This is a genomic window from Pseudonocardia benzenivorans CB1190 (genome assembly GCF_000196675.2).
Lineage (GTDB): Bacteria > Actinomycetota > Actinomycetes > Mycobacteriales > Pseudonocardiaceae > Pseudonocardia > Pseudonocardia benzenivorans.
In genome coordinates this window covers 6,797,164-6,821,817 of record NC_015312.1, presented here as the reverse complement: position 1 = coordinate 6,821,817, position 24,654 = coordinate 6,797,164, and the positions used below count along the sequence as shown (strand labels likewise).

Genomic DNA, 24,654 nt, shown 5'->3' with positions numbered 1-24,654 from the left:
GGACCGCCATGACGACGATGTCGCCGCACCTGCCCCTGCGCAGGCACGCCCGACTGCAGACCACCGCCCTGGACGAGGCCGAGGAGGTGGCGGGCCGGGTGATGTCGGCCCACCGACTGCGAGCGTCCCGTCCGACGGAGTTCGGGTCCCGCGTGTACGCGGTCGCGATCGGCGCGTCGACGCTGCTCTCCGCGGTGTACGCGGGCGAGGCGGAGGTCACGGGCCGCGTCCCGATGGACTACTACACCGTTCTGCTGGTGCTGGGCGGTGGGATGGACGTCGCGACCGACCTCGGGGAGCACCGGGTCGCCGCCGGTCGGGCCTGCGTGATCTCCCCCGGGGAACGGCTGCGCCTGCGGTTCGCCCCCCGGACCGCACAGGTCGCGGCCAAGCTCCCGCGGATCGTCGTCGACCAGGCGTACTCCCGGATCGGGACCGCGCCCGCGCGCGGGCTCACGTTCGACCTGGGTGTGCCGGGAGACTCGCCGTGGCCCGCGGTGCTCCGGCTGGCCGCATCGACGGTGGACCGCTTCGACAGCGGCGTCCTGCCGCCGGGCGCCGGCGCCGAGCTGGAGCGCATGCTGGTCACCACCCTGCTGCTGGCCCAGTCGCACGACCACGCCACGGCGCTGACCCGGGGCGGGGGGACGCGCGGCCACCGGGCCGCGGGTGTCGTGGCGGAGATCGTCGCGGCGGACCCGATCCCGCCCCTGCGACCGGAGGACCTGGCCGCGAGGGCGGGGGTCTCGCTGCGCACGCTGCAGGAGGGCTTCCGGTCGCGGTTCGGGACCTCGCTCACCGGCTTCCAGCGCGAGCAGCGGCTCGTGCGCGCCCACCGGATGCTGACCGGTCCCCCGGGCGAGACGACGGTCGCGGACGTCGCGCTGGCCTGCGGGTTCGTTCACCTGGGCCGGTTCGCGCAGGACTACCGCGCCCGCTACGGCATCACGCCGTCCGTCACGCTGCACGGCGCCCGTCGTGTCGCGCGGGACGGGCGGCCCCGCACGACGAGGGGATGACGACCATGGCATTCACGACGCCGGCATCCACGACGCCGGCACGTACGACGACGGAACGTACGACGACGGCACGTACGACGACGGCACGTACGACGGTGCAGCTGCGCACGGCCGCGGGCCGGATCACGGGTCGGGGCACCGGACCGGGCGCCGAGGGCTCGCCGCTCGTGGTGGCCCTGCACGGCGGCGGCTACCACTCCGGCTATTTCGACGTCCCGGGACACTCGCTGCTCGACGTGGGCGTGGCAGCGGGTTTCGAGGTGGTCGCGCTCGACCGGCCGGGGTACGGCGGGAGCGACGCGCTGCCGGCGGGCGAGCTCACGTTCGCGCGCTCCGCGGAGGTCCTGGACGAGGCGATCGGTGCGCTGTGGAGCGAGCGCGGCGGCGCCCGGCCGGGTGTCGTCGTGGTCTCGCACTCGATCGGCTCGGCGATCGCGGTCCACCTGGCGGCCCGCAGGCCGGAGTGGCCGCTGCTGGGGATCTCGTTGCACGGTGTCGGGGACCGGTCGCCGGCCCACGTGGTCGACGCCTGGCACGGCGTGCCGCCCGATGCGGGGCCGGTGGAGCTCCCGGCTCCGCAGCGGCGGGCGCTGCTCTACGGGCCGGCGGGCACGGTGGACGAGGAGGCCGTGGACGCGGCCAGGGCGGGTGTCGCGCCGCTGCCGCTCGCGGAGATGCTGGAGATCGTCGACGGATGGCCCTCGACGTACGTGCGGCCGGCGGCCGACGTGGTCGTCCCCGTCCAGTACACGCTCGCCGAACACGACGGGCTGTGGATCGTCGACGAGGAGCGGCTGGCCGCGTTCGCCGGGGCCTTCACCTCGGCCCCGTGGGTGCACGCCCGGATCCAGGGCGGCGCCGGCCACAACCTCGACCACCACCGGCTCTCGAGGGCGTTCCACCTCGGGCAGCTCGCCTTCGCCGCCGAATGCGCCGCGCGCCGGTGAACGACGTGCAGCCGTCGACGGGTCGCGTCCTGCGGACATCGCCGCACCGACCGGATAGACCACTCGCGTCCCCCGGACGACGCTGGGCGGGTCCGTCAGCGAAGACGAAGGAGTCGCCATGACCACCGCACCCGCTGCCTTCGACCACCTCGACGGCACCCTGCCCGCCGCCGAGGTCCGCCGGGCCCACGCCGAGATGCGTGAGCGTTGTCCGGTGGTGCACAGCGACCGTCACGGCGGCTTCGACTACCTGACCCGCTACGAGAACGTCCGGGCGGCGCTGCGCGACGCGGCGTCGTTCTCCTCGGCCGACGGCGTGAAGATCCCGTCCAACTCGCTGCTCCCGCCGGTCCCCGCTCTGGAGTTCGACGGGCCCGAGCACGCCGAATGGCGCCGGGTCCTCGACGGCCCGCTCACGCCGCGGGCGGTGCGGGCGTTCGAACCGGTGATCACCGAGGTCGTGGACCTGCTGATCGACGGCTTCGCCGGATCGGGGAAGGCCGACCTCGTCGACCAGCTCGCCGAACCCCTGCCCGCCATCGTGATCGGCCGGATGATCGGACTCGAACAGTCGGAGGCCGTGCGGGCCCGTGCCATCGCCGCCGCGCTGTACGCCGCGATGGGGACCGCCGAGTTCCCCGTTCGGTACGCCGAGTTCCACGACACCACCCAGGGATGGTTGGCAGACCGTCGCCGGCACCCGGGCGACGACATGCTGACTCAGCTGGCGAACGGCGTCGTCGAAGGAAAGGAGATTGACGAGGCGGGCGCGACCGGGCTCCTGGTGGCCTACATCCTCGGCGGCCACCACTCCACCGGGTCGGCGCTGGGTGGGTTGATCCGGCACGTCCTCACCGTGCCCGGACTGCGGGACGAACTGGTCGCCGACCGCAGCGCACTTCCGGCGGTGATCGAGGAGAGCCTGCGGCTGACCACGCCGCTGCAGTTGTTCGCCCGCACCGTGCGGTGCCCCGTGCAGGTCGGTGGGTACGAACTGCCGCAAGGCGGGCGGGTACTGCTCGATCTGGCGGCCGCCAACCGCGACCCCCGCGAGTTCGGTGATCCCGACACCTTCGACCGCGGTCGCACGCGCAACCGGCACCTGGCCTTCGGGACCGGCGTGCACGTGTGCCAGGGACAGCACCTCGCTCGCGCGGAGCTGCGGATCGCGATGGGCAGGCTCCTCGACCGGCTCCCGGACCTGCGGCTCGACGGGGAGCCCGTCGAGAGCGGCCTGGTCGGCGGATCGCTGATGACGCACTACGCGCTGCCCGTCGCCTTCACCGCGGAGAACCCGGGATGGCGGGCGTGATCGGGGTCGTCGTCGCTGTCCCGGCCCCCGGCTCGTACCCGAATTCCGACACCCACCCCCGAGAGGACGACGATGTCTGACACCACCTCCCCGACGGGGACCGGGCGTCCCTGGCGGGTCGCGATCGCCGGGCTGATCGGCACCACCATCGAGTGGTACGACTTCTTCATCTACGCACTGGCGGCGACGCTCGTCTTCGCCCCGCAGTTCTTCCCGAGCACGTCGAGCCTGGCGAGCACGCTGGCCGCGCTGTCGACCTTCGCCATCGGCTTCGTCGCCCGCCCCATCGGCGGCGCGCTGATCGGCCACTTCGGTGACCGGGTCGGCCGCAAGAAGATGCTGGTGCTGTCCCTGCTCGTGATGGGGATCGGGACGGCGCTCGTCGGACTGCTCCCGACCTACGCGACCATCGGCGTCGCCGCGCCCATCCTGCTCGTGCTGGTGCGGCTCGCGCAGGGGCTCGCGGTCGGCGGGGAGTGGGGCGGCGCGACCCTGCTCGCGCTGGAACACGCCAGGACCCCCGCGCAGCGGACCCTGTTCAGCTCGCTGCCCCAGGTCGGCCTGCCGCTCGGCGTGGTGCTCTCCAGCATGGTGTTCCTGGTGGTGCGCCTCGCCGTCGGCGACGGCGGGTTCGTGTCCTGGGGCTGGCGTCTCCCGTTCCTCGCCAGCGCGGTGCTCGTCGTGGTCGGCCTGGTGATCCGGCTGAAGCTCGACGAGAGCCCCGAGTTCGAGCGGCTGCGCTCGGCGCACACCGTGCGGCGCGCCCCGATCGCGGACGTGTTCCGGGCCCCGCGGATCTGGATCCCCGCCTCCGGGGTGACCATCGCGGCATCGGTGCTGGGCAACCTGCTGCTCGCGTTCGTGCTCGGCTACGCCGCACAGGCGAAGCTGCACAGCGCCTCGACGATGCTGACGGTCACGATGGTCGCGGCGCTGCTCTGGACCGTCGCGCTCCCGCTCGCGGCGGTGCTGGCCGGGCGGTACGGCCGCAGGCCGGTCCTCGTCGCCGGGATCGTGGCCATGGGCCTGTGGGCCTTCCCCTACTTCGCGCTGGTGGAGTCGGGCTCGACGGTCGGTCTCTTCGTCGGGTCGACCGTCGCGGCGCTGACCATCGCCCTGATGACGGGCCCGTACGGCGCGTACCTCGCAGAAGCCTTCCCGGCCGAGGTCCGGTACAGCGGTGCCTCCGTCGCGTACGGCATCGGCGGGGTGCTGGGCGGTGCCTGCGCGCCCATCGTCGCCACCCTGCTCGCGAGCTCGACCGGGGGGCTCACCGCTGTGGCGGGATACGTCGCGGTCGCTGCGCTCGTCAGCCTGGCCGCCGCGCTCGCCCTCCGCAGCCCGTACCGCCCGGCCGCCGACGACGCCGTCTCGACGACCTCTCCGGCCACACCTGCGGCCAACGCGTAACGCGTACCGACACGCCCGGGCGGACGATCCGTCCGGGCGTGTGCGCCTGCCCGTCCGCGGTGCGGTCGGGCCCGGCGGGGTGGACGATCGCCGCCGCGCCGACGCCCGACCGGTCGGCGCATCCGACAGGAGGTCAGGAGCGCGGACGCGCGTGCTGCGTGCGGAGCCGGCCCTCGACGTCGACGTCCAACGCGCCGGTGCGCGTCCATCGCCAGAGCGCGCCGGTGTCGGGCACGCGCCGGGTCCCGACCGAATCGAATCGCACCGCCATTGGCCACTTCTGCGCCGACCGCTGGTCTGCGACCCTGCTCACCGGGACGGAGGCAGACCATGTCCACTGACATCGCCCCCCGCATCGCCGGGACACTCGACGAGCTCCTTGCCGGCGCCGACGACCGGGTCGTGGTCCGCCCCTCCGACGCGAAGTCGGGCGCGTGCTTCGAGCGGCTGCGCGTCGACGGTGTCCCGCACTTCCTCAAGGTCGTCTCCGCCACCGACGACTGGCTCATGCGGGTGGCCGGCAACGACTCGCACTGGGAGTTCACGGCCTGGAAGGCCGGCCTCTACGCGGAGATGCCCAGGGTCATCGACCACACCGTCGTGGGCATGGCGCTGGAGGACGTCCCGTCGGATGCGGGCCCGGTGGCCCGGCTGTCGATCCTCATGCTCGACCGCGCCGCCGACCTGGTGCCGCCCGGTGACGACCTGGTCCCGGCCGCGCACCACGCCGGCTGGATCGACCACATGGCCGCCGGCCATGCCCACTTCATGGGCTGGCACGACACGCTCGGGCTGCAGGACCTCTCCCGACGCTGGATGTTCTTCGCCCCCGAGACCATCGCCCCCGAGCTGGACGCGCCGGAGGTGCCGGGACCGATCGCAGTGGCCCACCAGGGCTGGGCCCTGCTCCCCGAGCGGGCGCCGCGGTTGCACGATCTCGTCACGGCGGTCCACCGCGACCCGGCCGCGCTGGCGCAGGCGCTGCGCACGACCCCCATGACGTTCGTCGCGGGCGACTGGAAACTCGGCAACGTGGGCCGTCGTCCCGACGGGCGGACCGTGCTGATCGACTGGGCCTTCCCCGGTGAGGCGCCGCCGACCTGGGACCTGACGTGGTACCTCGCCCTCAACCGGGCCCGCCTTCCGGAGGGCAAGGAGGCCACGATCGCCCGGTACCGCGACCGGCTCGAACGGCACGGTGTCGACACGACCGGGTGGTGGGACCGGCAGCTCGGGTTGAGCCTCGTCGCCACGGCGGCGCTGTTCGGCTGGGAGAAGGCCGTCGGCGACGCGGCGGAGCTCGACTGGTGGGAGCAGGCGGCGCTGGCCGGCGCGCGGTGGCTGTGACCCGCCGTCGTGCCCCTCTCCCGCCGGACTGCTCCGTTCGGTGAAATAGCGTGTGGGGCAGCCCACACGCGATGTGCCGGTCGTAGCATGATCGCGAGACACGCAGGTCGCACCTCGCGAGGACCGTGGCCCTGGTGGGCGCGTCGCGCACACCTGTCGTCGCAGGCATTCGGGGGTGCTGTGCTCATCAAGGTCACGACTCGCCGGCGCCGGTACGACGTACCTCTGGTTCCTTCGCCGGCAGCATCGTCCGTTGCCGGCACCGACCGGGCCGTGACCGTCCGATCAGGAAGGAACGGCTCATGAGTGAGGCAATCCGGTCGGCCGCCGACGCCGTCGTCCAGAAGGTTTCGGACGGTCCGCCGTCCGGCCAGGGACGGGTGCCCGGCGTCGTCGCCGGTGTCACCGACCGCGACGGCGAGGTGTACCTGGGCGCGTCGGGTGTCCGGGACCTCTCCGGCGACACCGCCATGACCACCGACACGATCTTCTCGCTGTGGTCCACCACCAAGGCCGTGGCCGGCACAGCTGCACTGCAGCTCGTGGAGTCGGGCGACCTCGACCTGAACGCCCCTGCCAAGCAGTACGCCCCGGCGATCGGGGAGCTCCAGGTCATCGAGGGTTTCGACGACTCGGGCAAGCCGATCCTGCGCCCGCCGGCCCGCGACGTCACCACCCACCACCTGCTGACCCACACCGCAGGCTTCGGCTACGACTTCTTCAACGAGACCTACAAGCGGCTCGCCGACGAGCACGACCAGCCCAGCGTGGCCACCGCCTCGCAGCGCGCCCTGCGCACGCCGCTGCTGTTCGACCCGGGCGACAAGTGGGAGTACGGCAGCAACATCGACTGGGTCGGCCAGGTGGTCGAGGGCATCACCGGCAAGCAGCTCGGAGAGGTGTGCCAGGAGCGAATCTTCGCCCCGCTCGGCATCACCGACATGACGTTCGAGGCGTCCGAGCAGCAGCTCGCCCGGGCAGCCCGCACCCACCAGCGCGAGGCCGACGGCTCGCTCACCCCGAGCGACTTCGCGCTGCCCCCCGACCCCGAGGTGCACTTCGGCGGGCACGGGCTGTTCGGGACCGTGTCGGACTACCTGAGGTTCATCCGCATGTGGCTCAACGACGGGCGCGCGGACTCCGGTGAGCAGGTGCTCAGGCCGGAGACCGTCGAGCTCGGCGTGCAGAACCACCTGCCCGACAACCTGCAGGTGAAGGTCCTGCCCGGGGTGATCGAGTGGCTGTCCAACGACGCCGAGTTCTTCCCCGGCCAGCGCAAGACGTGGTCGTACACGTTCCAGGTCAACGAGGAGGTGGCACCGACCGGCCGGCCCGCCGGTGCGATCGGCTGGGCCGGTCTGGCGAACCTGTTCTACTGGATCGACCGTGCCAACGGGATCGGCGGCTACTGGGCGACGCAGATCCTCCCGTTCGGTGATCCCGTCTCGTTCGGCGGCTACATGGACTTCGAGACCGCGGTCTACAAGGCCATCGCCAACGACTGACGGGTCGTCCGCGGGTGGTGCCGCCGGGTCGGGCCCGGCGGCACCACCGCGGCGTCGGTCGACACCGGTCCCTCGGGAGGCCGGTCCGTCGGCCGCGACGCTGCTGCCCCGGGCGACGGGCCTGGCTGCGCTGTGGTCCCGCCGACCTACCTGGTAGCTCGGCGCGCAGCCGTCCCCGACCTCACGGTCGGGAGCCCCCGCAGAGCTCCCGAGCCGCCGTCCCCGCTCCTACGGCCAGAGTCGCGCCGAGGCGATCCGCGCACCCTCGGCCATCGCCTCGAGCTTCTTCCACGCGATCGTCGGCGCCGTCGCCCGCATGCCGACGAGGGTCGCGAAGCCGCAGTCGCTGCCGGCGAGCACCCGTTCGCGCCCGACGACCGACGCGTACCGCTCGAGACGCTGCGCGATCAGTTCGGGGTGCTCGATGTAGTTGTTCGTGGTGTCGACGACGCCGGGCACGAGCACCTTGTCGTCGGGCAGGTCGACGTCCTGCCAGATCTTCCACTCGTGGTCGTGCCGCGGGTTGGCGCCCTCGATCAGGATGCCGCTGACGTTCACTTTCAGCACCTGGTCGACGATCTTGCGCAGATCGATGTCGCGGTGGTGCGGGCCCTGGTAGTTGCCCCAGCAGACATGCATGCGGACCTTCGCGGCCGGGATGCCCTCGAGCGCATGGTTGAGCGCCTCGACGTGCTCCGGGATGATCGAGAGCACCTCGTCCTCGCTCTTGTCGTGGTAGAGCACGTGCCCGCAACCGAGGTCCGGGCAGTCGATCTGCAGTGTCAACCCGGCGTCGACGATGGCCCGGTACTCGGGCCGCATGGCGTCCGCCAGCGCCGCGAAGTAGTCCGTACGCGTCGGGTAGTACTGGTTCTCGAAGAACATGGAGATCGTCGCGGGCGACACGGCCGTCATGAAGGCGTCCGTGCCCGCCGCAGCGGCGGACTCGGTCAGCAACCGGATGTCGTGGTTCATGGCCTCGGGGTCCTTCACGGAGACCGGGCCGATACACGCGGGCCGCTGCATGTGGCCGAACCCGGGGTCGGACAGCAGCGGTGCCGCCGCATCCGGGTACTCGGCGATGTCGCCGACGACCATCACGCCCGACTCACCGCCGAACCCGTCCAACCGGTCGGCGACGTACGTCGAGTACGACGGCTTGCCGACCTCACCGTCGCTGACGATGTCGACGCCCGCGGCAACCTGTCGCTCCACGATCTCCCGGACGCCCGCCTGCACGAGCCCGTCGAGCTCGCCGGGATCGAAGTCCTTCCCCTCGAGCTTGGCCAGCCACGCCTTCTCCAGCGCATCCGGTCGAGGGAGGCTCCCGGTGTGGGTGGTGAGGATGCGGTCCGTGCTCCGTTGCATGAGGTGCGCCTCCGGCAGTCAGTCGATCGAGGACTGGCGGCGTGGGCTCCCGAGGTCTCCCGGTCGAGAAGGCGGATGTGACCCACGCCTCCATGGGCGTCGCCAGGTTAACCACGCCGTCGGGGGCGGGCACCCCTGCGGGCCGGGTCGACGGACGCCGGCCTCGCGGGCGAAGGGCGGTCCTAGGGGCCTGGCGTCGCGTGTCGGACCCATCCATGATCAGTTCGACGAACAGGAGATCACTCGATCGGGCGGCGTCAGGTCATGACGTCGTCGGCCGCCGTGCCGCGCGCCCGCCGTCGAGCGTCGAGCGTCGTTCGGTCGTCGCCCGACACCGATCCGGTCGGTGAGGACCTGTGGCGGCAGCTGCGCAGGGACAGTCGGATCAGCGTGTGGTGGCCGCCGGTCCGGGGGTGCCGCGGGCGGTGTCGACGACGCTGCGGACGGCGTCGACCACGACGCGGGGGTTCTGCAGGTTGATGGGGTGTCCGCTGTCGGTGGCGGTGACATGGGTGGCGTGCAGCTGGTCGGCGAGCCGGTCCTGGGCCGCGGTCCAGGCCGGCCACGTCGGCGGCTGATCGCCCAGCGACAGGTTCCACGGTTGGTCGGCGGTCAGCACGACCGCGGGCACCGAGGGCAGCGCGGGCGCCGCGCGGATCTCGGCGACGGCACCGTCGTAGTCGGGTATCTCCCCACCCGGCGGCACGGGCGAGGTGGCCACCGCCTGCATCCAGGCAGCCCACTGGCCGGGGGTGAGCGTCTCCTCGAGGAAGTCCGATGCGCCGTCGACGAGGACGAGGGCGGCCACGTCGGCGTGGTTCTCCCGGGCGAACAGGTTGACGAGCATCCCTCCCCAGGAGGCCCCGACGAGCACGTACGGTCCACGCTCACCGGCGGCGGACATCAACGCGCGCAGGTCGGACGCGCCGGCCTGCGCGGTGGTCGGCTGGGGCACCGGGGTGGAGGGGGAGAGCTCGCCGGTGAGTCGAGTGGTCCCGGGCCTGTCGTAGGCGCATACCCGGGTGAAGCGGGAGACCTCGGAGAACACCGCAGCGTCATTCTGTGACGGTGCGGCCGCCGGGTCGGCGTCGTTCAACGTGTGGGTCCAGTCGTCGTGCGCACCCACCGCGCCGGAGACCAGCAGGACCGTCGGCGTGCCGGTGCCACGGCACTCCAGCCAGATCGTGCGGCCACCGCCGATGTCGACCAGTCCGGCCGTCGGTGCCTGCGAGCCGGGACCGGCGGTCGGGGACGGGCTCGTGCCGGCGGCCGACGGCTGCGAGCACGCAGCGGCGATCAGCAGCGCGACACCGACGACGGACGAGGCCGTCTGCCGAGCTCGCCGACGGACGGCGCATCGCTGCCTGCCCGTGGCGCGCACGCCGGCCCCGGGGGGCCGTCGGGCTCTGTTCACCCGGCGCAGTTTGTTCCGTATGCGGGCCGCTGTCCACATCCGTGCGGGATGATTCGGTCGGCTCATCGTCGGCGAGGAGGCAGGTCACCGCACGCCGGCTGCGTCGTCCACGCCCGGGTCAGGGGGTCGCCGTCCCGTGGATTCGACGAGCACGTCGCGCGTAGATCCGCGGCGCGATCACCGGGAGCAGGGCACGGGGCACGGGTGGCGCCGAGGCGAGCATGGCACGCAGGACCGCGGCGTCGCCCTCGTAGGCGAACATGCCGAAGACCAGCGGCATCGTGGCCTTGGGCAGTTCGGCGACGGCCGCTTCTCCGACGGCGTGCCATTCGTCCGCGGTGAGGTTCGCCGCTGCCAGCGGGAGCACTGCACGCTCCTCGAGGTCGAAGTGCACCGCGAGCAGGGTGTGGAGATCGGTGAGGGTCGTGGTCAGCGCGGCACCGTGGTCGGTATCGGGAGTGTCTGCCCAGGCGAGTCCGAGGTCCCGGACGCGCTGCACGAGCTGGTCGACGGCGTCGTGCTGGGAGTCGACCTCGTCGAAGACCCGCGACGTGCTGGTTGGGGTACGGGCCCGCAGGACGGGCCAGAGCAGGGTGTCCTCCCCTCGGTGATGGTGGTGGAGCAGGTCGCACAGCAGTTGCAGGTGTCGGCCGACAGCCCGAGCCCCGCGCCGGTCGGGCGCCGGCACGCGCGCGACGGCTCGGGCGGCGAGCCGGAACTCCCGCAGCAGGGCGGTGTGGACGAGGAGCATGTCGCGGACGTCGGTCAGCGGTGGCTCGGGCTCGCGGGCCGTCGCGGCCCGGTCGGCGGACTCCGCGCAGAACCACCCGGCTTGGTCCGGGCTCCACCAGCACCGTCGGCCGTGGGTGTGCACCCAGGTGCTCGCCGGTGTCGAGGGATCGGGCTCCGCGTGGTCGGGCATGTGGGAAGGGTCGTGGCGGAACGCGTCGGTTCCCATCCCAGGTATGTGGGGACTTCGTGCCCGGGGTGTTCCCTCGCGAGCACGTCGTCCTCCACGATGGCGGCATGCGCGGCGTGCGTCCCCGGTCGTTGGGCGGCAGGCTCGGTGCGGTCCTGCCCGGCTGTCACGACGTCGACGGTGTCGCAGAGGCCGTGTTCGCCGCCGTCGGCGCGCACGTCCCGTTCGCATTCGCCTGTCTGGCGACGATGGATCCGAGCAGCGGCCTGATCGCTCGCGCCTTCAAGTCCCGCCCCCTCGCCGTCGGGGACGAGGAGTTCGCCGCGGCAGAGTACGGCGGTCCCGACGTCAACCAGTTCGCCGACATCGCCGGGCGTCGAGCGCCGGTCGGTGTGCTCTCGGTCGACACGGATGGCCGGCCCGAGCGTTGCCGACGGTTCCGGGATTTCCTGCAACCACACTTCGGCTTCAGCGACGAGCTGCGACTCGTGTGTCGCGCGCGCGGGGTGTCGTGGGGTGCGCTCGCGCTCTACCGAGGTGCCGGGGACGTGCCCTTCACCGCCCGCGAGGCCCGCGAGCTGTCGGACGTGCACGAACTCCTTGCGCTGAGCCTGCAGCGTGTGCTCTTCGCGGCGTCCCCACCGACGACCGGGTCCGCGACGGGTGCGGCGGTGATCATCGTCGATGATCGCGACCGGGTGTCCGACATGACGGCGGCGGCGGACGAGCAGATCGTGGATCTGGGGGGCTGGGACGGGGAATCGTTGCCGTCGAACGTCCTGGCCGTCGTGGCACGCGCGCGCACGAGCGGGCAGCCGGCAACGACGCGAGTGCTGGGGCGCTCCGGAAGGTGGTCGTCGCTGCGCGCCATCGCTCTCGACGGAGGGCCGACGCCGACGCGCTCCGTCGTCGTCACCATCGAGGAGGCGCCCCGGTCGGCCGTCGGCAGGATGACGCTGGCCGCGCGCGGGCTCACGGCGCGCGAGCAGGACGTCGCGGTCATGGTCCTGAAGGGCGCGTCGACCAAGGTCATCGCGAGCGCGTTGCACCTTTCGCCGCACACCGTGCAGGACCATCTCAAGGCCGTCTTCCGCAAGCTCGGTGTCTCCAGTCGGCGCGAGATGATCGCCCGACTCGTCCTCGACGACAGCCGACCCACGCGAGCGTGACCCGTGCCCGGACTGCGGTGACGTCGCATCCAACAGGTTCGTGACGCGCAGGCCCTGCCCTCCCAGGACGAGTCCGACCGATCGCAACCGGCCCGGCCCACCGCCACCGGGATCGCGGTCGCGTATGCCCTGGTGCGGACCAGTACGAACCGGGAGAATCCGGCCGTGCCGTCGGCAGCGCGGGTCCGGCTGCTCGGACCCTTCGACATCCGGCTCGGCGCCGCCGGTGCCGCGCCGGGATCGGCCCGCGCCGAGGCGCTGTTCGCCTACCTGGTCCTGCACCCCGAGACGGCGCTCCCGCGTGAGCGGGTCGCGTCCGCGCTGTGGCCCGGATCCACGGGCACGCAGGCCCGCACCAACCTGCGCCATCTCCTGCACACCGTGCGCAGCACCGTTCCCGAGCTCGACCACTTCGTCGAGATCACCGGCCGCACCCTGCGCTGGCGCCCCGGTGCGGAACTGTGGCTCGACGTCGCCGAGTACCAGAAGCTCCTGGCCACCGAGGACGACGCCGCCCGGCGGGACGCGTTGCGTGGGGCGGTGGCCCTCTACGGCGGCGAGTTCGGCGAGGGACGGGACGACGAGTGGCTGGTGGCGGAGCGTGACCGGCTGGCCCGGCTCCAGATGGACGCGCTCGCCGAGCTGGTGGAACTGTGTACGGCGGCCGGCGACGTCGTCGAGGCGACCACGCACGCCGAGCGGCTGCTGCGGCTGGACCCGCTGCGCGAGCAGACCTACCGGACGCTGATGCGACTGCACGATGCCGCCGGCGACCGGGCCCGGGCGGTACGCGCCTACCACCTGTGCGCCAGCACGCTCGAGCGTGAGCTCGGCGTCGAGCCCTCGGAGCCGACACGCGCCGCGTACGACGCGCTGCTCGCCGTCCCGGCCCGTGCGCCCGAAACCCGTGGTGCGCGGCCGGCTCTGGTCGGGCGCGGCCGGGAGCAGGCGGTACTGGCGGCGGCGTGGCAGGAGGCGACGGCCGGGGCGGCGCGGCTGGTGCTGGTCCAGGGCGAAGCCGGCATCGGCAAGAGCCGGCTCGTCGAGGAGCTGGGCGCGTGGTGCGTGCGGCGGCGCGCGGTCGTCGCCGTCGCCCGATGCCACGCCGCGGAGGGCACGCTCGCCTACGGCGCGGTCGTCGACTGGCTGCGGACGCCGGCCGTCCGTGCCCGGCTGGCCCGGCTCGAGCCCGCCCGGCTGACCGAGCTCGCCCGGTTGTTGCCGGAACTGCTCGCCGAGGTTCCCGGACTGGCGGCGCCGGTGCCGTTGCCCCCGGGCGACCAGCGCCACCGCCTGTACGACGCCATCGCCGCCGCGGTCGTCGCCACCCGTTCGCCGACCCTCCTCGTCGTCGACGACCTGCCCGAGGCCGACCGCGAGACCTGCCGGTTGCTGCACTACCTGCTGCGCGTCGCGGCCGACGCCCCGCTGCTGGTGGTGGGCACCGCGCGGACCGGTGACACGGCCCCGGACGGGCCGCTGCGCGAGCTGCTCGTCGGCCTGGCGCACCGCGACCGGCTCTCCGAGATCGACCTCGGCCGGCTCGACGCGATGCACACGGCCGAGCTGGCCGCCCGCACCCAGGGGGCCGGCCTCGACGCCGCGGACGCGCGTCGGCTGCATGCCGAGACCGAGGGCAACCCGCTCTACATCGTCGAGGCGCTGCGCGGCGGCTGGACGCCCGGTGCGCCACCCAGCCCCCGTGTGCAGTCGGTCATCGCCGGTCGGCTCGCGCGACTCGGCGCCACCGCCCGCCACCTGCTCGAAGTAGCAGCGGCCATCGGCCGCGAGTTCCCCGTCGACGTGCTCGTCGCGGCCGCCGAGCTCGACGCGGAGGACGCCGTGCGGGGGCTCGACGAGCTGTGGCGGCACCGCATCGTGCGCGAGCAGGGCGACGGCGGCAGCTACGACTTCAGCCACGACCGGATCCGACAGGTCGCCTACCAGGAGCTCAGCCCGGCCCGGCGCCGGATGCTGCACGAGCGGATCGCCGACGCGCTGGAACGGACCCACGGCGCCACACCCGACCCGGTGAGCGCGCAGGTCGCCGCCCACCACGCGCAGGCGGGGGCGGTCGACCGGGCGATCCTCTGGTACCGCCGGGCGGCGGCCGCCGCCCAGCTGCTGCACGCCGATGTCCGCGCCGCCGACCTGCTCGGGCGTGCCCTCGCGCTGGCCGGGACCCGACCGCGCTCCGCAGAACGCGACGCGGTCGAGCTCGACCTCCGCACCGCCCTGCTGGGGCCACTGGTGCCCGTGCACGGCTACGTGTCCGAGGCCGTGCGGTCGACCCAGCAGCGGATCCTGGAGCTGTCCGCGGCGCTCGGCGTCGAACCCGCTGCACCGGCGCTGCGCTCGCTCGCGCTGGAGGCGCTCACCAGGGGTGACTTCGCCGCGGCCGGCCGGTTCGGGCAACAGCTCTGGGACGCGGCCGACCGCGGCGACGGCGCCCCGGCGGGCGTGCTCGCGGTCGAGGCCGCCTACGTGCTCGGCATCGCCGCGTTCTGGCAGAACGAGATGGGCACCGCACGGGACCACTTCGAGCGGGCGCTGCGCTGCTACCGGCCCGAGCTGCGCCGCATCCACCTCGTCGACTACGTGCAGGATCCCAAGGTCGTGTGCCAGAGCCGGCTGGCCAACACCCTGTTCTTCCTCGGCGATCCGGCGGGTGCGGTCGCCGCCCGCGACGAGGCGCTGGCGTGGGCCGAGGTGGTCGGGCATCGGTTCAGCCATCTGACCGCTCTCACGTTCGCGATGGTGCTCGCCGTCGACATGGGCGACGACGACGCGGTGCGCCGGTTCACCGTCGGCCTGGAGGCGCACGGCGGGGAGAGGGTGCACATCCAGACGATGGCCGTGCTCCGCGGTTACGTCGCCGTGCTCGACGGCGCGCACGAGCGCGGTCTCGCCGCGATCCGCGCCGCCGAACGCGCCATCTGCGAGCGGCCGAGCGCACCCGGTCAGGCGGCGATCGCGAGCCGGGTCCTGCTCGCGGCGCTCGTCGCCGCGGGTGACCACTCCGGCGCCGCGGCGCAGGCGAAGCGGTTGCTGGCCGCGGGCGGGCCGGCCCGGCTGTGGGCGCCCGCCGCCCGTGACGTACTGGCCCGCGTTCCTGCCGACGACTGAGGAACGGCTGCGGAACGCCCGTCCTCGCATCCTGTCGCGCAGACGCAGAGCGAGGAGGCACCGACGATGACCGACACCACGACGAGCACCGGCACGCTCGACACGCTGCGCGCGGGCTTCACCGGCAGCGTGCTCACCTCGGCCGACGACGACTACGCCACGGCCCGGGCACCCTGGAACGGCGCCATCGCCGCCCGACCCGCGGTGATCGCCCGCTGCGCGACGCCCGACGACGTGGGCGCCGCGCTGGCGCACGCCCGGCGGGAAGGGCTGGAGATCGGGGTGCGCGGCGGCGCCCACTCCTATGGGGGCGCGCCGTTGCCCGAGGGTGGGCTGACGGTGGACCTGAGTCTGCTGCGCCACGTCGTCGTCGACCCGGCGGCCCGCCGTGCCCGCTGCGGCGGCGGCGTGACCCAGGGCGAGCTCGACGCCGCCACCCAGCAGCACGGACTCGCGGTGACGGGCGGGACGATCAGCCACACCGGCGTCGGCGGGCTCACCCTCGGCGGCGGAATGGGCTGGCTGACGCGCCGGTGCGGCCTGGCCGTGGACAACCTGCGGTCCGCGCAGGTCGTGCTCGCCGACGGACGCTGCGTGCGCGCCGCACCCGACTCCCATCCCGACCTCTTCTGGGCCCTCACCGGTGGCGGCGGCAACTTCGGCGTCGTCACCGAGTTCGAGTTCGCCCTGCACCCGGTGGGGCCGATCGTCCACTTCGGTCTGCTGTTCTGGGAGATCGACCGGGGTGCCGCCGCGCTGCGCGTCGCCCGCGACGTCGCCGACGCGCTCCCGCGCGACTGCGGGGCCCTGATCGCCGGCTTCAACGCACCGCCCGCGCCGTTCGTGCCGGAAGCCCGCCATCACACGCTCGGGATCGCCCTCCTGATCGCCGGCCTCTCCGATGCACAGCCGCAGGCCGCACCGCTCGCCGAGGCCCGCGCCGCGCTTCACCCGCTGTTCGAGGTCGGTACCGACATGCCCTACACCGCGCTGCAGCAGATTCTCGACGACGCCGCACCGTGGGGCATCCACGCCTACGGCAAGGCGCTCTACCTCGACGAGCTCTCCGACGCCGCGATCGACGTCATCGCGGGACGGCTGCCGGCGAAGGTGTCTCCGATGAGCCTGATGCCGATCTTCCCGCTCGGGGGCGCGTTCGCCGACGTCGCCGAGGACGACACCGCGTTCGGCGGGCGGCGCTCGGCGCGCTACGCCGTCAACATCGACGCCGCGACACCGGACCCGCGGCTGCTCCCCGCGGACCGCGAATGGGTCCGGTCGACGTGGGACGCGCTGCGCCCGCACGCCGGGGACAGCGGTAGCTATGTCAACTTCATGACCGAGTTCGAACCCGACCGCGTCGCAGCCGCCTACGGGCCGGTGAAGTTCGCCCGGCTCGCGGCGATCAAGGCGAGCTACGACCCGGACAACGTGTTCCACCGCAACGCGAACATCCCACCCGCGTGAGAAGGCCGCGACGGCGGGCACGGAGCGGCGTCGCCGCGACCGCCGCGGTGAGAGCGCCGCACCGTCGGGGGGCACCGGTCCGAACGGGCGGCAGCCGTGCTGCCCACTGCCGTCCCGCGACCAGCTGAGTCTGTAGTGGACGTTCTGCATCGACTGCCCCGCAAGGCAACGGGAAGGACGTGCTCGCGGGGTGATGTCGATTTCGTCCACATCTCCCTCGGTCGTTGCGAACCGTCCGCTGTGCGAGATTCGACGGAACCGGGAGGGAAGCCGTTCACCGTTCGGGACGGCACTAAGGTCGCACGCGCACGGGGACCGTTCCGGCGGTCCGCAGAGCTTGCGGCGGTCGTGGGACGGGAGGGCGGATGCTCGCCGACGTCACGAGCCTGATCAGCACGATCCTCTGGCCCGCGGTCGTGCTGGTCGCGCTGGTGTTGTTCAGGCGGCCGATCAGCAAGCTGCTCGGCAGCGACAACGTCACGGTCAAGGGGCCGGGCGGCTTCGAACTGTCCGCGTCGAGCAGAGAGCAGGCCGCGACCGCGCTCACCAAGGCGTCGGAGAAGCCCACGGCGACGACGCTCGGGCGGGCCGAGGCGCTCAGCCAGGTGGACGTCGCGGCCCGGACGATGCAGGAGATCGGGCAACGGGCCCGCGCGCTGTGGGTCGACGACCAGCCGGCGAACAACGTCTACGAGGCCGAGGCCCTGGAGGCCGTCGGTATCGACGTCGAGCTGAGCACCTCCACCGCCGACGCCCTCGCCCGGGTGCAGCGCAACCCGCCCTACGACGTGATCATCTCCGACATGGTCCGCGCCGACGACGAGCAGGCCGGGTACGACCTCCTCGACGCCCTCCGGTCCGCGGGCGACCTCACCCCGGTCGTGATCTACGCGGGCTCCCGGTCGGCGGAGCACTTCAACGAGGCGGTGCGCCGCGGGGCTGAGGGTTCCACGAACCAGCCGCAGGAGCTCGTCGGGCTGGTGCTGCGCGCAGTGCGGCGCCGACGGGACGCGGCGGCGAACAACCGCTCGTGATCGACGCGCCCGGACGCGATGTCCGGCCGCACGGTCAGACGGGTCCGAGGAGATCCGACCCGGAGAGCATGTCGTGGCTGTACCGGTAGGCCGGCTCGACGAGGGCAGGCCCCGCCTTGAAGTCGAGCAGCCCGCCGGCGCCGACGGGCGGTCGGAGCAGCACCGTCCCGGGACTTGCGGCGAGCCGGGTGCGGTCCCCGCGGGAACCGGCCAGCATGAGCCCGCGGACCAGCACGTCGGGCAACGGAGGTGCGTGCAGCGGTGCCCGCCCCCGGCGCAGGCGCTCCGCGAGCACCCGCCACCCCGACAGCGTCTCCCCGAAGACCGGCGTCGGGCCCGGGTCCTCCTCGGGCGCGAGGTCCACCGCGAGGAGCCGGCCTGCGCGCAGCCGGGTCCGCATGACGTCGACGGGGATGTTGTTGAGCACCCCGCCGTCGACGAGGAGGTCGCCGCGGTCGGGGACGGGCGGGTAGACGCCGGGCAGCGAGATGCTGGCCCGGATCGCCCGCCACGTCGGACCGCGGTCGTGGACGACCTCGCGGGCGTCGCGCAACGAGGCGGAGATGCAGAAGTACGGGAGCCAGAGGTCCTCGATCTCCCACTCGAAGACGGGCACCTCGCGCAGCAGCCGGGTGACCTTGCGTCCCGACGAGTAGGAGACCAACGGCAACGTGACGGGGACCATCGAGCCCTGCCGGACCATGGCGCCCACCGAGGTCTCGAGCCGGGCGTCGTGGTCGAGCCCGGCGGCGCGCAGGCCGGCCATGATGGCACCGATGCTGGTCCCCGCGACGGCGTCGATCTCGATCCCGAGGTCGTCGAGCGCCTTCATCACGCCGAGGTGGGCGAAGCCCCGCATCCCCCCGCCGCCCAGCACCAGCCCCCGGGCCACGCCGGCGACGTGGCGGGCGAGCCTGGCGAAGTCGGCCGCCCGGCCCTCCCGGACGTGGTGGTGGACCTCGATCCGCCGGGCCGCGAGCCAGCGGGCGGTCCCCGTGGGCCGTGCGGTGCCCGGCGGGTGCAGGAGGACGAGGTCGGCGGGCCGGTCGTCGAGCCCGGCGGCCGCCGCGCCCGCGGCCGGGTCCGCGCCGGCCCGGCCGACGACCAGCACCCGGTCGGCCTGCCGCAGGCAGCGGCGGGTCCAGGCGCCCGCGTCCGCGTCGGCCACGTAGACGACGAACCGGTGCCGCTGCTCGGCCTGCTGCAGCCGGGCGACGACGGCGCCGTTGCGCGGGTCGGCCGGCTCGACGTCGGCGGCACCCCGGCCGAGGGCGTCGTCGATGCGGTCGCGGGACAGCACGGCGACCGTGCCGTGCCGGGCCAGGGCTTCGACGAGCGCGGGCACGAAGTCGGCCGGGACCGGATCACGCCCGGCCGCGAGCACCGCGACGGTTCCTGCCGACCGGACGTCGGGCCGTGGCTCGTCGGTCCGAGCCGACAGCCGTACGAGCTGGCGGCACAACCCGAGCAGCGCGGCCGGCCGGCGCTGCGCGAACGCCTCGAACGCGGTGGCGGACAGGGCGAGCAGCATGGAGTCGCGCAGGGCTCGGACGCGGGTGCCCTCCTCCCGGCCGCCGAGGAGAGCCGCCGCGTCGACGACCTGGCCGGGGGCGCGTTCGGACCGTGTCCCGTCGCCGCTCACGACCTCGACCCGGCCGTGCCCCACGAGCAGCAGCGCCGACCCGGTCTCGACGTCGTCACCGGCCTCGACGTGCACCGGATCCAGGTGGGCGAGCAGGCTGCGCAGCGCCTCGCGGTCGAGGCCGCCGAACACCTCGGTGGAGGCCAGGAAGTCCAGCGCCGCACCGGAGTCGGGGCCGTCGGGGTCGGTGAAGCTCTCGACGAGGAAGAGCATGGTGCGCCGGCGGCGGCCCCGGCCGCGCCCGGACACGATGTTCTGACGGTCGAAGAAGTCCGTACCCGACGTCTCCGGATCCATGTCAGGACATCAGCTCGGCGGCGAGGCCGCGGTAGCGGTCGGTCACCGGGTGGTCGGGGTGGTCGACGGCGAACACGCCACCGCTGGAGAGCGCCATCAGCTCGTCCGAGTGCGGCACGACGGTCGCGACGCGGCAGTCGTAGGCCTTCTCGACCCGTTCGCGGACCTCGTCCTCGTCGAACACCGCGGGCGTCTTGTTGACGACGAGCACCATCGTCGGGACGGCCAGCTTGCGGGCCACCGTCACGGTCACCTGCGTGCCCTCGTAGTCCTGGTGGTCCGGCCGCAGCACGATCGCGAGGGCGTCGGACATCGCGATCGCGAGGAGCGTCTCCTCGTTGAGCCCCGGATGGGTGTCGAGGATCAGGACGTCGAGGCCCAGCTCGTCGATCAGGGTGCGGAACCCGTCGCCGAGGCGCCCGACGTCGTAGCCGTCGTGCATGACCCGCGCGATGTCCTGGGCCGCGACGCTGGAGGGGACCAGCCAGATCCGGCCGTCGCCGCCCAGCGTGGCCGGGGTGACCTCGTAGGCCGCCTCCGGCATCGTGCAGCGGCCCCAGAGATAGCTGTTGAGGCTGTTCCCGACCGCGTCCTGGTCGAGTCCGAACAGGACGTGGATACCGGGCGAGAGGATGTCGGTGTCGACGACCCCGACCCTGCGTCCCTCCGCCGCGAGCAGCGCGGCGACGTTGGCGGTCGTGTTGGACTTGCCGGTGCCCCCGCGGAACGAGTGGATGGAGACGATCCGGCTCACGTGCTCTCCGTCCCGCGCTCCCCCGAGCGCAGGCTCGCGGCCTTGCGCTGCAGGTCGGCGAAGTAGTCGGTCTCGGTGATCTCGGCGACGCGGCGCGCCGCGCGGGCCTGGTCGATCTCGATGCGCATGGCGCCGACCTGCCGTTCCAGCCGCTGCTCGCGGGCGCGGACCTCGCGCGCCATCGTCTGGAACGTCCGGGCCAGTCCGCCGAGCGCGTCGTCGCGCGTGGCCACGGTGTCCAGCGACGCCGCCTCGAAGGTCCCGGCCTCGACCTCGCCGGCTGCGCGGACCACCAGCCCGACCTGCTCGAGGTAGTCCTGCTCGACGTCGCGCAGCCACTTGCGCGACAGCCCGGCGCCGATGCGGGCACGCAGCAGGACCGGGTCGAACGGCTTGGGGAGGAAGTCGTCGGCCCCGAGCTCGATGCACCGCACCGCCTCGGCGGTCTCGTCCGCCCCGGACACGACGATGACCGGCACGTGCCGGAGCCGGGAGTCGGCGCGCATCCTGGCGAGCACCTCGTGCCCGTTCAGCCGTGGCATCAGCAGGTCCAGCAGGACCAGGTCGATGCCCGGCCGGGCGAGCCGCTCCAGCGCCTCGACCCCGTCGGCGGCCGTCTCGACCCGGAGCCCCTCCCGTTCGAGTCCGCGCCGCAGCAGCAGCCTGTTGGTGGGGTCGTCGTCGATGACGAGGACCGTCCCGGTCCGTTGCTCGCTCACGTCCTGCCCACCCTGTGCTCCTCCGTGCCGTGCTCCCGAGGTCCGGGCCCGGACGGGTCGACCGTGGCGCGCAGCGCGGCGACCAGTGGTGGGACCATCCCGGTGATCTCGTCGACCTGCGCTGCCGCGCCCTCGAGGTCGCCGTGCGCCGCGTGCTCCTCGAGTGCCGCGCAGCGGGCCGAGAGGTCCCGCGCCCCGAACATCGCGGTGTTGGACTTCAACGTGTGCGCCGCCCGCCGGACCCGTTCCGCGTCCGCCGCGGCCACCCCGTCCTGCAGGTCCGACAGCAGCACCGGTGTGTTGGCCGAGAACTCCGCCACCAGCTCCGCGACCAGCCCGGGACCGTCGTCGCCGAACGACGCGACCAGCCCGTCGAGCACGGTGCTGTCGAGCAGCGGCGCCGTGGGCGCCGGTCGCGACGGACGGGCGGGAGCGGCCGGCCCGGGATCCGGCCGGCGGGCCAGCGCGGCTTCGAGGTCGGCGAGGCGGACGGGCTTGGTGACGTAGTCGTCCATGCCCGCGGCGAGGCACTCCTCGCGGGCGCCCGCCATCGCGTTCGCGGTCAGCGCGACGAGCCACGGCCGCGTCCCGGGTGGGCGGGTCGCGCTGATCCGCCGGGCGGTCTCGAGCCCGTCGAGCTCGGGCATCTGGACGTCGAGCAGGACGACGTCGTACTCGCGCCGCTCCAGGGCCGCCAGCACCTCCAGCCCGGTCGTCGCGGTGTCGGCGTGATGGCCCAGCCGCTGGAGCAGGAGCAGCCCGACGCGGCGGCCGACCGGGTTGTCGTCGGCCAGGAGCACCCGGAGGTCGTCGGCCTCCGGCGCGGACGGCGGCGTGTCGACGGTCATGGTCCTGGGCAGAGGGGCGCCGAGCAGCCCGACCAGCGTCCGTTCGAGCACGCCGCGCCGGACGGGCTTGGTCAGCCACACGTCGACGGGGGCCTGCGGGTCGCGCGCGGCGCCCAACGACGACAGGCACACCGTCGGGATCCGGCGAAGGGCGGCCATCTCGGTGGCGAGTGCGGCGCCGTCGAGACCGGGCATGAGCAGGTCGGTGACGAGGACGTCGGCCTCCCCGCCGTCGCGGACCCACGCGAGCGCCTCCTCCGCCGCGGCGGCCGTGTGCGCGGTCATCCCCCAGGCGCTGCAGTGCGCGGCGAGGATCCGCCGGTTCGCCGCGTTGTCGTCGACGATCAGCGCGGTCCGCCCGCTCAGCAGATCCGGCCGGTCGTCGGCGGCGAGCCGGTCCGGTGGGCTCGCGGCCTCGCCGACCAGCGTCACGGTGAACACCGACCCGCGTCCGGGCTCGCTCGCGACCTCGACGGTCCCGCCCATCAGCTCGGCGAGCCGGCGGCTGATCACGAGGCCGAGGCCGGTGCCGCCGTGGCGACGGGTGGCCGACTCGTCCACCTGGCTGAAGGAGCGGAACAGTCGCGGGATCTGCTCCGCAGGAATGCCGATGCCGGTGTCGGCGACGGCGATGCGCAGTCGCCACCGGTCGTCGTCGGCGCGCACCGCCGACAACGTCACGACGACCTCGCCACGCTCGGTGAACTTGACCGCGTTGCCGACGAGGTTCACCAGGATCTGGCGCAGCCGGCCCGGGTCCCCGAACACCGCGGCGGGCGGGACGCCGTCGGCGGCCGCCACGAGCTCGAGGCCCTTCGCCGCGGCGCGCGGCGCGAGCAGGCCGAGCGCGTCCTCGATCACCTCGCGCGGGTCGAACGCGTCGCGGTCGAGCTCCAGCTTGCCCGCTTCGATCTTCGAGAAGTCCAGGACGTCGTTGATCACGGTGAGCAGCCCGTCCGCGCTCTGCGCGATGACGCCGGTGTAGTCCTGCTGTTCCTCGGTGAGGCTCGTCGCCGAGAGCAGCTCGGTCATGCCGATGACGGCGTTCATCGGCGTGCGGATCTCGTGGCTCATGTTGGCCAGGAAGGCACTCTTGGCCTCGTTCGCGGCGTCGGCGGCGGCCCGGGCCGCCTGGGCCTGCTCGAACAACCGCGCCCCGGTGATGGCACCCGCCAGCTGGCCGGCGACGGTCTCCGCCAGCGCCAGCTCGGCGGCGGACGAGCGCCGGTTCTGCTCGCCGGTGTCGAGCAGGACGACGCCGACGACCTCGTCCCGCGCCAGCAGCGGGGCCGCCACCAGAGCCCCCGCGACGCGCCCGCGGCCCATCAGCCTGCGCAGCAGCCCGTTCGACGTACCCGTCGCGGCCCAGACGGCGCGCCGGTCGGCGATCGCCCGCGCGACCGGGCCGTCGCCGTGCCGCGGGATCTCCGTCCCTGGTGCGGACCCCGGGCGCCCGCCGTGCTCGGCCCGCACCCGCAGCCGGCCGTCCTCCGGGTCGACCAGTGCCAGCACGACGGCCGGGACGCGGAACAGGTCGGCGAGATCGTCGGCCGCCCGCTCGAGCACCGAGCTCAACGTCGGCGCGGACGCGACGGTCCGGGCGACCCGGCCCAGTACGGCGAGCTGGCGCCGGTCCTGCGTGACGCTCTGCGCGATGGCACCCGCCACGCTCGCGATGATGCAGCCGATCCCCATCCGGTACGTGATCGACACGATCAGGAACGGATGCCCGTACACGACCGCCCCCACGGCCTCCCGGATCGTGTACACGACCGTCAGGGCGCCGATCGTCAGCATGGCCCCGCGGAGCTGGAACCGGATCGCCGCCTCCATCGGCAACACGTAGAGCACCGCCCAGATCGCGGTCTCGGTGTCGAACGTGTAGACGGCGACGAGGCCGACGAAGACCGCCCCGTTGAGCAGCAACGCGAGCACGCTGACCCGCCTGGCCCGGCGCAGCGTCGTCATCGACGGGATCGCCCACCAGAGCGCGATGTTGCCGACGGCGAGCAGTGCCGTCAGGCCCAGCGCCGCCTCGAGCAGGCCGGGCGGGTAGGGCAGGTAGTAGGTGAAGACCTGGACCAGGGCGAAGGCCACACCGCCCCACCGCACCCGCACCATGATCCGCTCGGCGCGGACCAGGCGGGCGAGCTCGGCGGTCTCGACGGTCTCGAACTCCGCGGCGTCGAGGGACGCCACCACGTCCGACCGCCGCAGCCTCGTCATGAGGAGATGAAATCAGGACTGCGGCACGCATGTCACCCGGTAGCCGGATATCGGCGTAGCCCTACCGGCGCAACGCGGACCGTCCGGTCGGCGGTCTCCTCTGCGCCCGGTGGTGACTGCCGCGAGTCGGC

The 24,654-nt window shown here is 73.4% G+C and carries 17 protein-coding genes; 10 read left to right on the top strand and 7 right to left on the bottom strand.

Annotated elements, in window-relative coordinates:
- Window positions 1–8 precede the first annotated feature (8 nt).
- The 6 genes from PSED_RS32325 (at window position 9) to acmB (ending at window position 7,540) form a co-directional block, all read left to right on the top strand.
- Window positions 9–1,019, top strand: a complete 1,011-nt coding sequence (locus PSED_RS32325) for an AraC family transcriptional regulator (protein WP_013678420.1) — start codon at window positions 9–11, stop codon at window positions 1,017–1,019.
- A complete protein-coding gene (locus PSED_RS32320) occupies window positions 1,016–1,966 on the top strand; it encodes an alpha/beta hydrolase (protein ID WP_083845366.1) in 951 nt (316 codons plus the stop codon). The genes PSED_RS32325 and PSED_RS32320 overlap by 4 nt, the downstream gene beginning before the upstream one ends.
- Before the next feature lie 118 nt (window positions 1,967–2,084).
- Window positions 2,085–3,278, top strand: a complete 1,194-nt coding sequence (locus tag PSED_RS32315) for a cytochrome P450 (protein WP_013678418.1) — start codon at window positions 2,085–2,087, stop codon at window positions 3,276–3,278.
- A gap of 72 nt (window positions 3,279–3,350) precedes the next feature.
- Complete coding sequence (locus PSED_RS32310; RefSeq protein WP_013678416.1) at window positions 3,351–4,688, top strand: MFS transporter; 1,338 nt, start codon at window positions 3,351–3,353, stop codon at window positions 4,686–4,688.
- Between the two features lie 330 nt (window positions 4,689–5,018).
- Window positions 5,019–6,035 carry a hypothetical protein gene (locus tag PSED_RS32305; protein ID WP_013678415.1) on the top strand — a complete coding sequence of 339 codons (1,017 nt, stop codon included), beginning with the start codon at window positions 5,019–5,021 and terminating at the stop codon, window positions 6,033–6,035.
- A 302-nt stretch (window positions 6,036–6,337) separates the two neighbouring features.
- Entirely contained in the window at window positions 6,338–7,540 is a 1,203-nt protein-coding gene (gene acmB, locus PSED_RS32300; protein ID WP_013678414.1) for a methyl acetate hydrolase AcmB, read from the top strand.
- Window positions 7,541–7,768: 228 nt separating this feature from the next.
- Here acmB and PSED_RS32295 read toward each other — a convergent pair whose 3' ends face one another.
- From PSED_RS32295 to PSED_RS32285, 3 genes are all read right to left on the bottom strand, one after another.
- Window positions 7,769–8,908, bottom strand: coding sequence for a cobalamin-independent methionine synthase II family protein (locus tag PSED_RS32295; protein WP_013678413.1), 1,140 nt, complete (start codon window positions 8,906–8,908; stop codon window positions 7,769–7,771).
- 385 nt (window positions 8,909–9,293) lie between these two features.
- Window positions 9,294–10,322 carry an alpha/beta fold hydrolase gene (locus tag PSED_RS32290; protein ID WP_158511352.1) on the bottom strand — a complete coding sequence of 343 codons (1,029 nt, stop codon included), beginning with the start codon at window positions 10,320–10,322 and terminating at the stop codon, window positions 9,294–9,296.
- A gap of 118 nt (window positions 10,323–10,440) precedes the next feature.
- Complete coding sequence (locus PSED_RS32285) at window positions 10,441–11,244, bottom strand: hemerythrin domain-containing protein (RefSeq protein WP_103381164.1); 804 nt, start codon at window positions 11,242–11,244, stop codon at window positions 10,441–10,443.
- A gap of 104 nt (window positions 11,245–11,348) precedes the next feature.
- Here PSED_RS32285 and PSED_RS32280 point away from each other — a divergent pair, with 104 nt between their 5' ends.
- The 4 genes from PSED_RS32280 to PSED_RS32265 all read left to right on the top strand — a co-directional run bounded on the left by PSED_RS32280 (window position 11,349) and on the right by PSED_RS32265 (window position 18,037).
- Window positions 11,349–12,410 (top strand): helix-turn-helix transcriptional regulator, encoded by a 1,062-nt coding sequence (locus tag PSED_RS32280; protein WP_041760188.1) that lies wholly within the window; start codon window positions 11,349–11,351, stop codon window positions 12,408–12,410.
- A gap of 165 nt (window positions 12,411–12,575) precedes the next feature.
- Window positions 12,576–15,536, top strand: coding sequence for an ATP-binding protein (locus PSED_RS32275; protein ID WP_013678409.1), 2,961 nt, complete (start codon window positions 12,576–12,578; stop codon window positions 15,534–15,536).
- A 66-nt stretch (window positions 15,537–15,602) separates the two neighbouring features.
- Window positions 15,603–17,003 (top strand): FAD-binding oxidoreductase, encoded by a 1,401-nt coding sequence (locus PSED_RS32270; protein ID WP_013678408.1) that lies wholly within the window; start codon window positions 15,603–15,605, stop codon window positions 17,001–17,003.
- 365 nt (window positions 17,004–17,368) lie between these two features.
- Window positions 17,369–18,037, top strand: coding sequence for a response regulator (locus PSED_RS32265; protein ID WP_013678407.1), 669 nt, complete (start codon window positions 17,369–17,371; stop codon window positions 18,035–18,037).
- A gap of 34 nt (window positions 18,038–18,071) precedes the next feature.
- On the opposite strand, the gene PSED_RS35565 is transcribed toward PSED_RS32265, so the two are convergent.
- The 4 genes from PSED_RS35565 to PSED_RS32240 are packed head-to-tail and all read right to left on the bottom strand — an operon-like array spanning window position 18,072 to window position 24,523.
- On the bottom strand, window positions 18,072–19,976 hold the full coding sequence (locus PSED_RS35565) for a patatin-like phospholipase family protein (RefSeq protein WP_013678406.1): 1,905 nt from the start codon (window positions 19,974–19,976) through the stop codon (window positions 18,072–18,074).
- 1 nt (window position 19,977) lies between these two features.
- Window positions 19,978–20,730 (bottom strand): MinD/ParA family ATP-binding protein, encoded by a 753-nt coding sequence (locus tag PSED_RS32250; protein ID WP_013678405.1) that lies wholly within the window; start codon window positions 20,728–20,730, stop codon window positions 19,978–19,980.
- Window positions 20,727–21,449, bottom strand: coding sequence for a response regulator (locus tag PSED_RS32245; protein ID WP_013678404.1), 723 nt, complete (start codon window positions 21,447–21,449; stop codon window positions 20,727–20,729). The genes PSED_RS32250 and PSED_RS32245 overlap by 4 nt, the downstream gene beginning before the upstream one ends.
- A complete protein-coding gene (locus PSED_RS32240) occupies window positions 21,446–24,523 on the bottom strand; it encodes a hybrid sensor histidine kinase/response regulator (protein ID WP_013678403.1) in 3,078 nt (1,025 codons plus the stop codon). The genes PSED_RS32245 and PSED_RS32240 overlap by 4 nt, the downstream gene beginning before the upstream one ends.
- Between the last annotated feature and the right edge of the window lie 131 nt (window positions 24,524–24,654).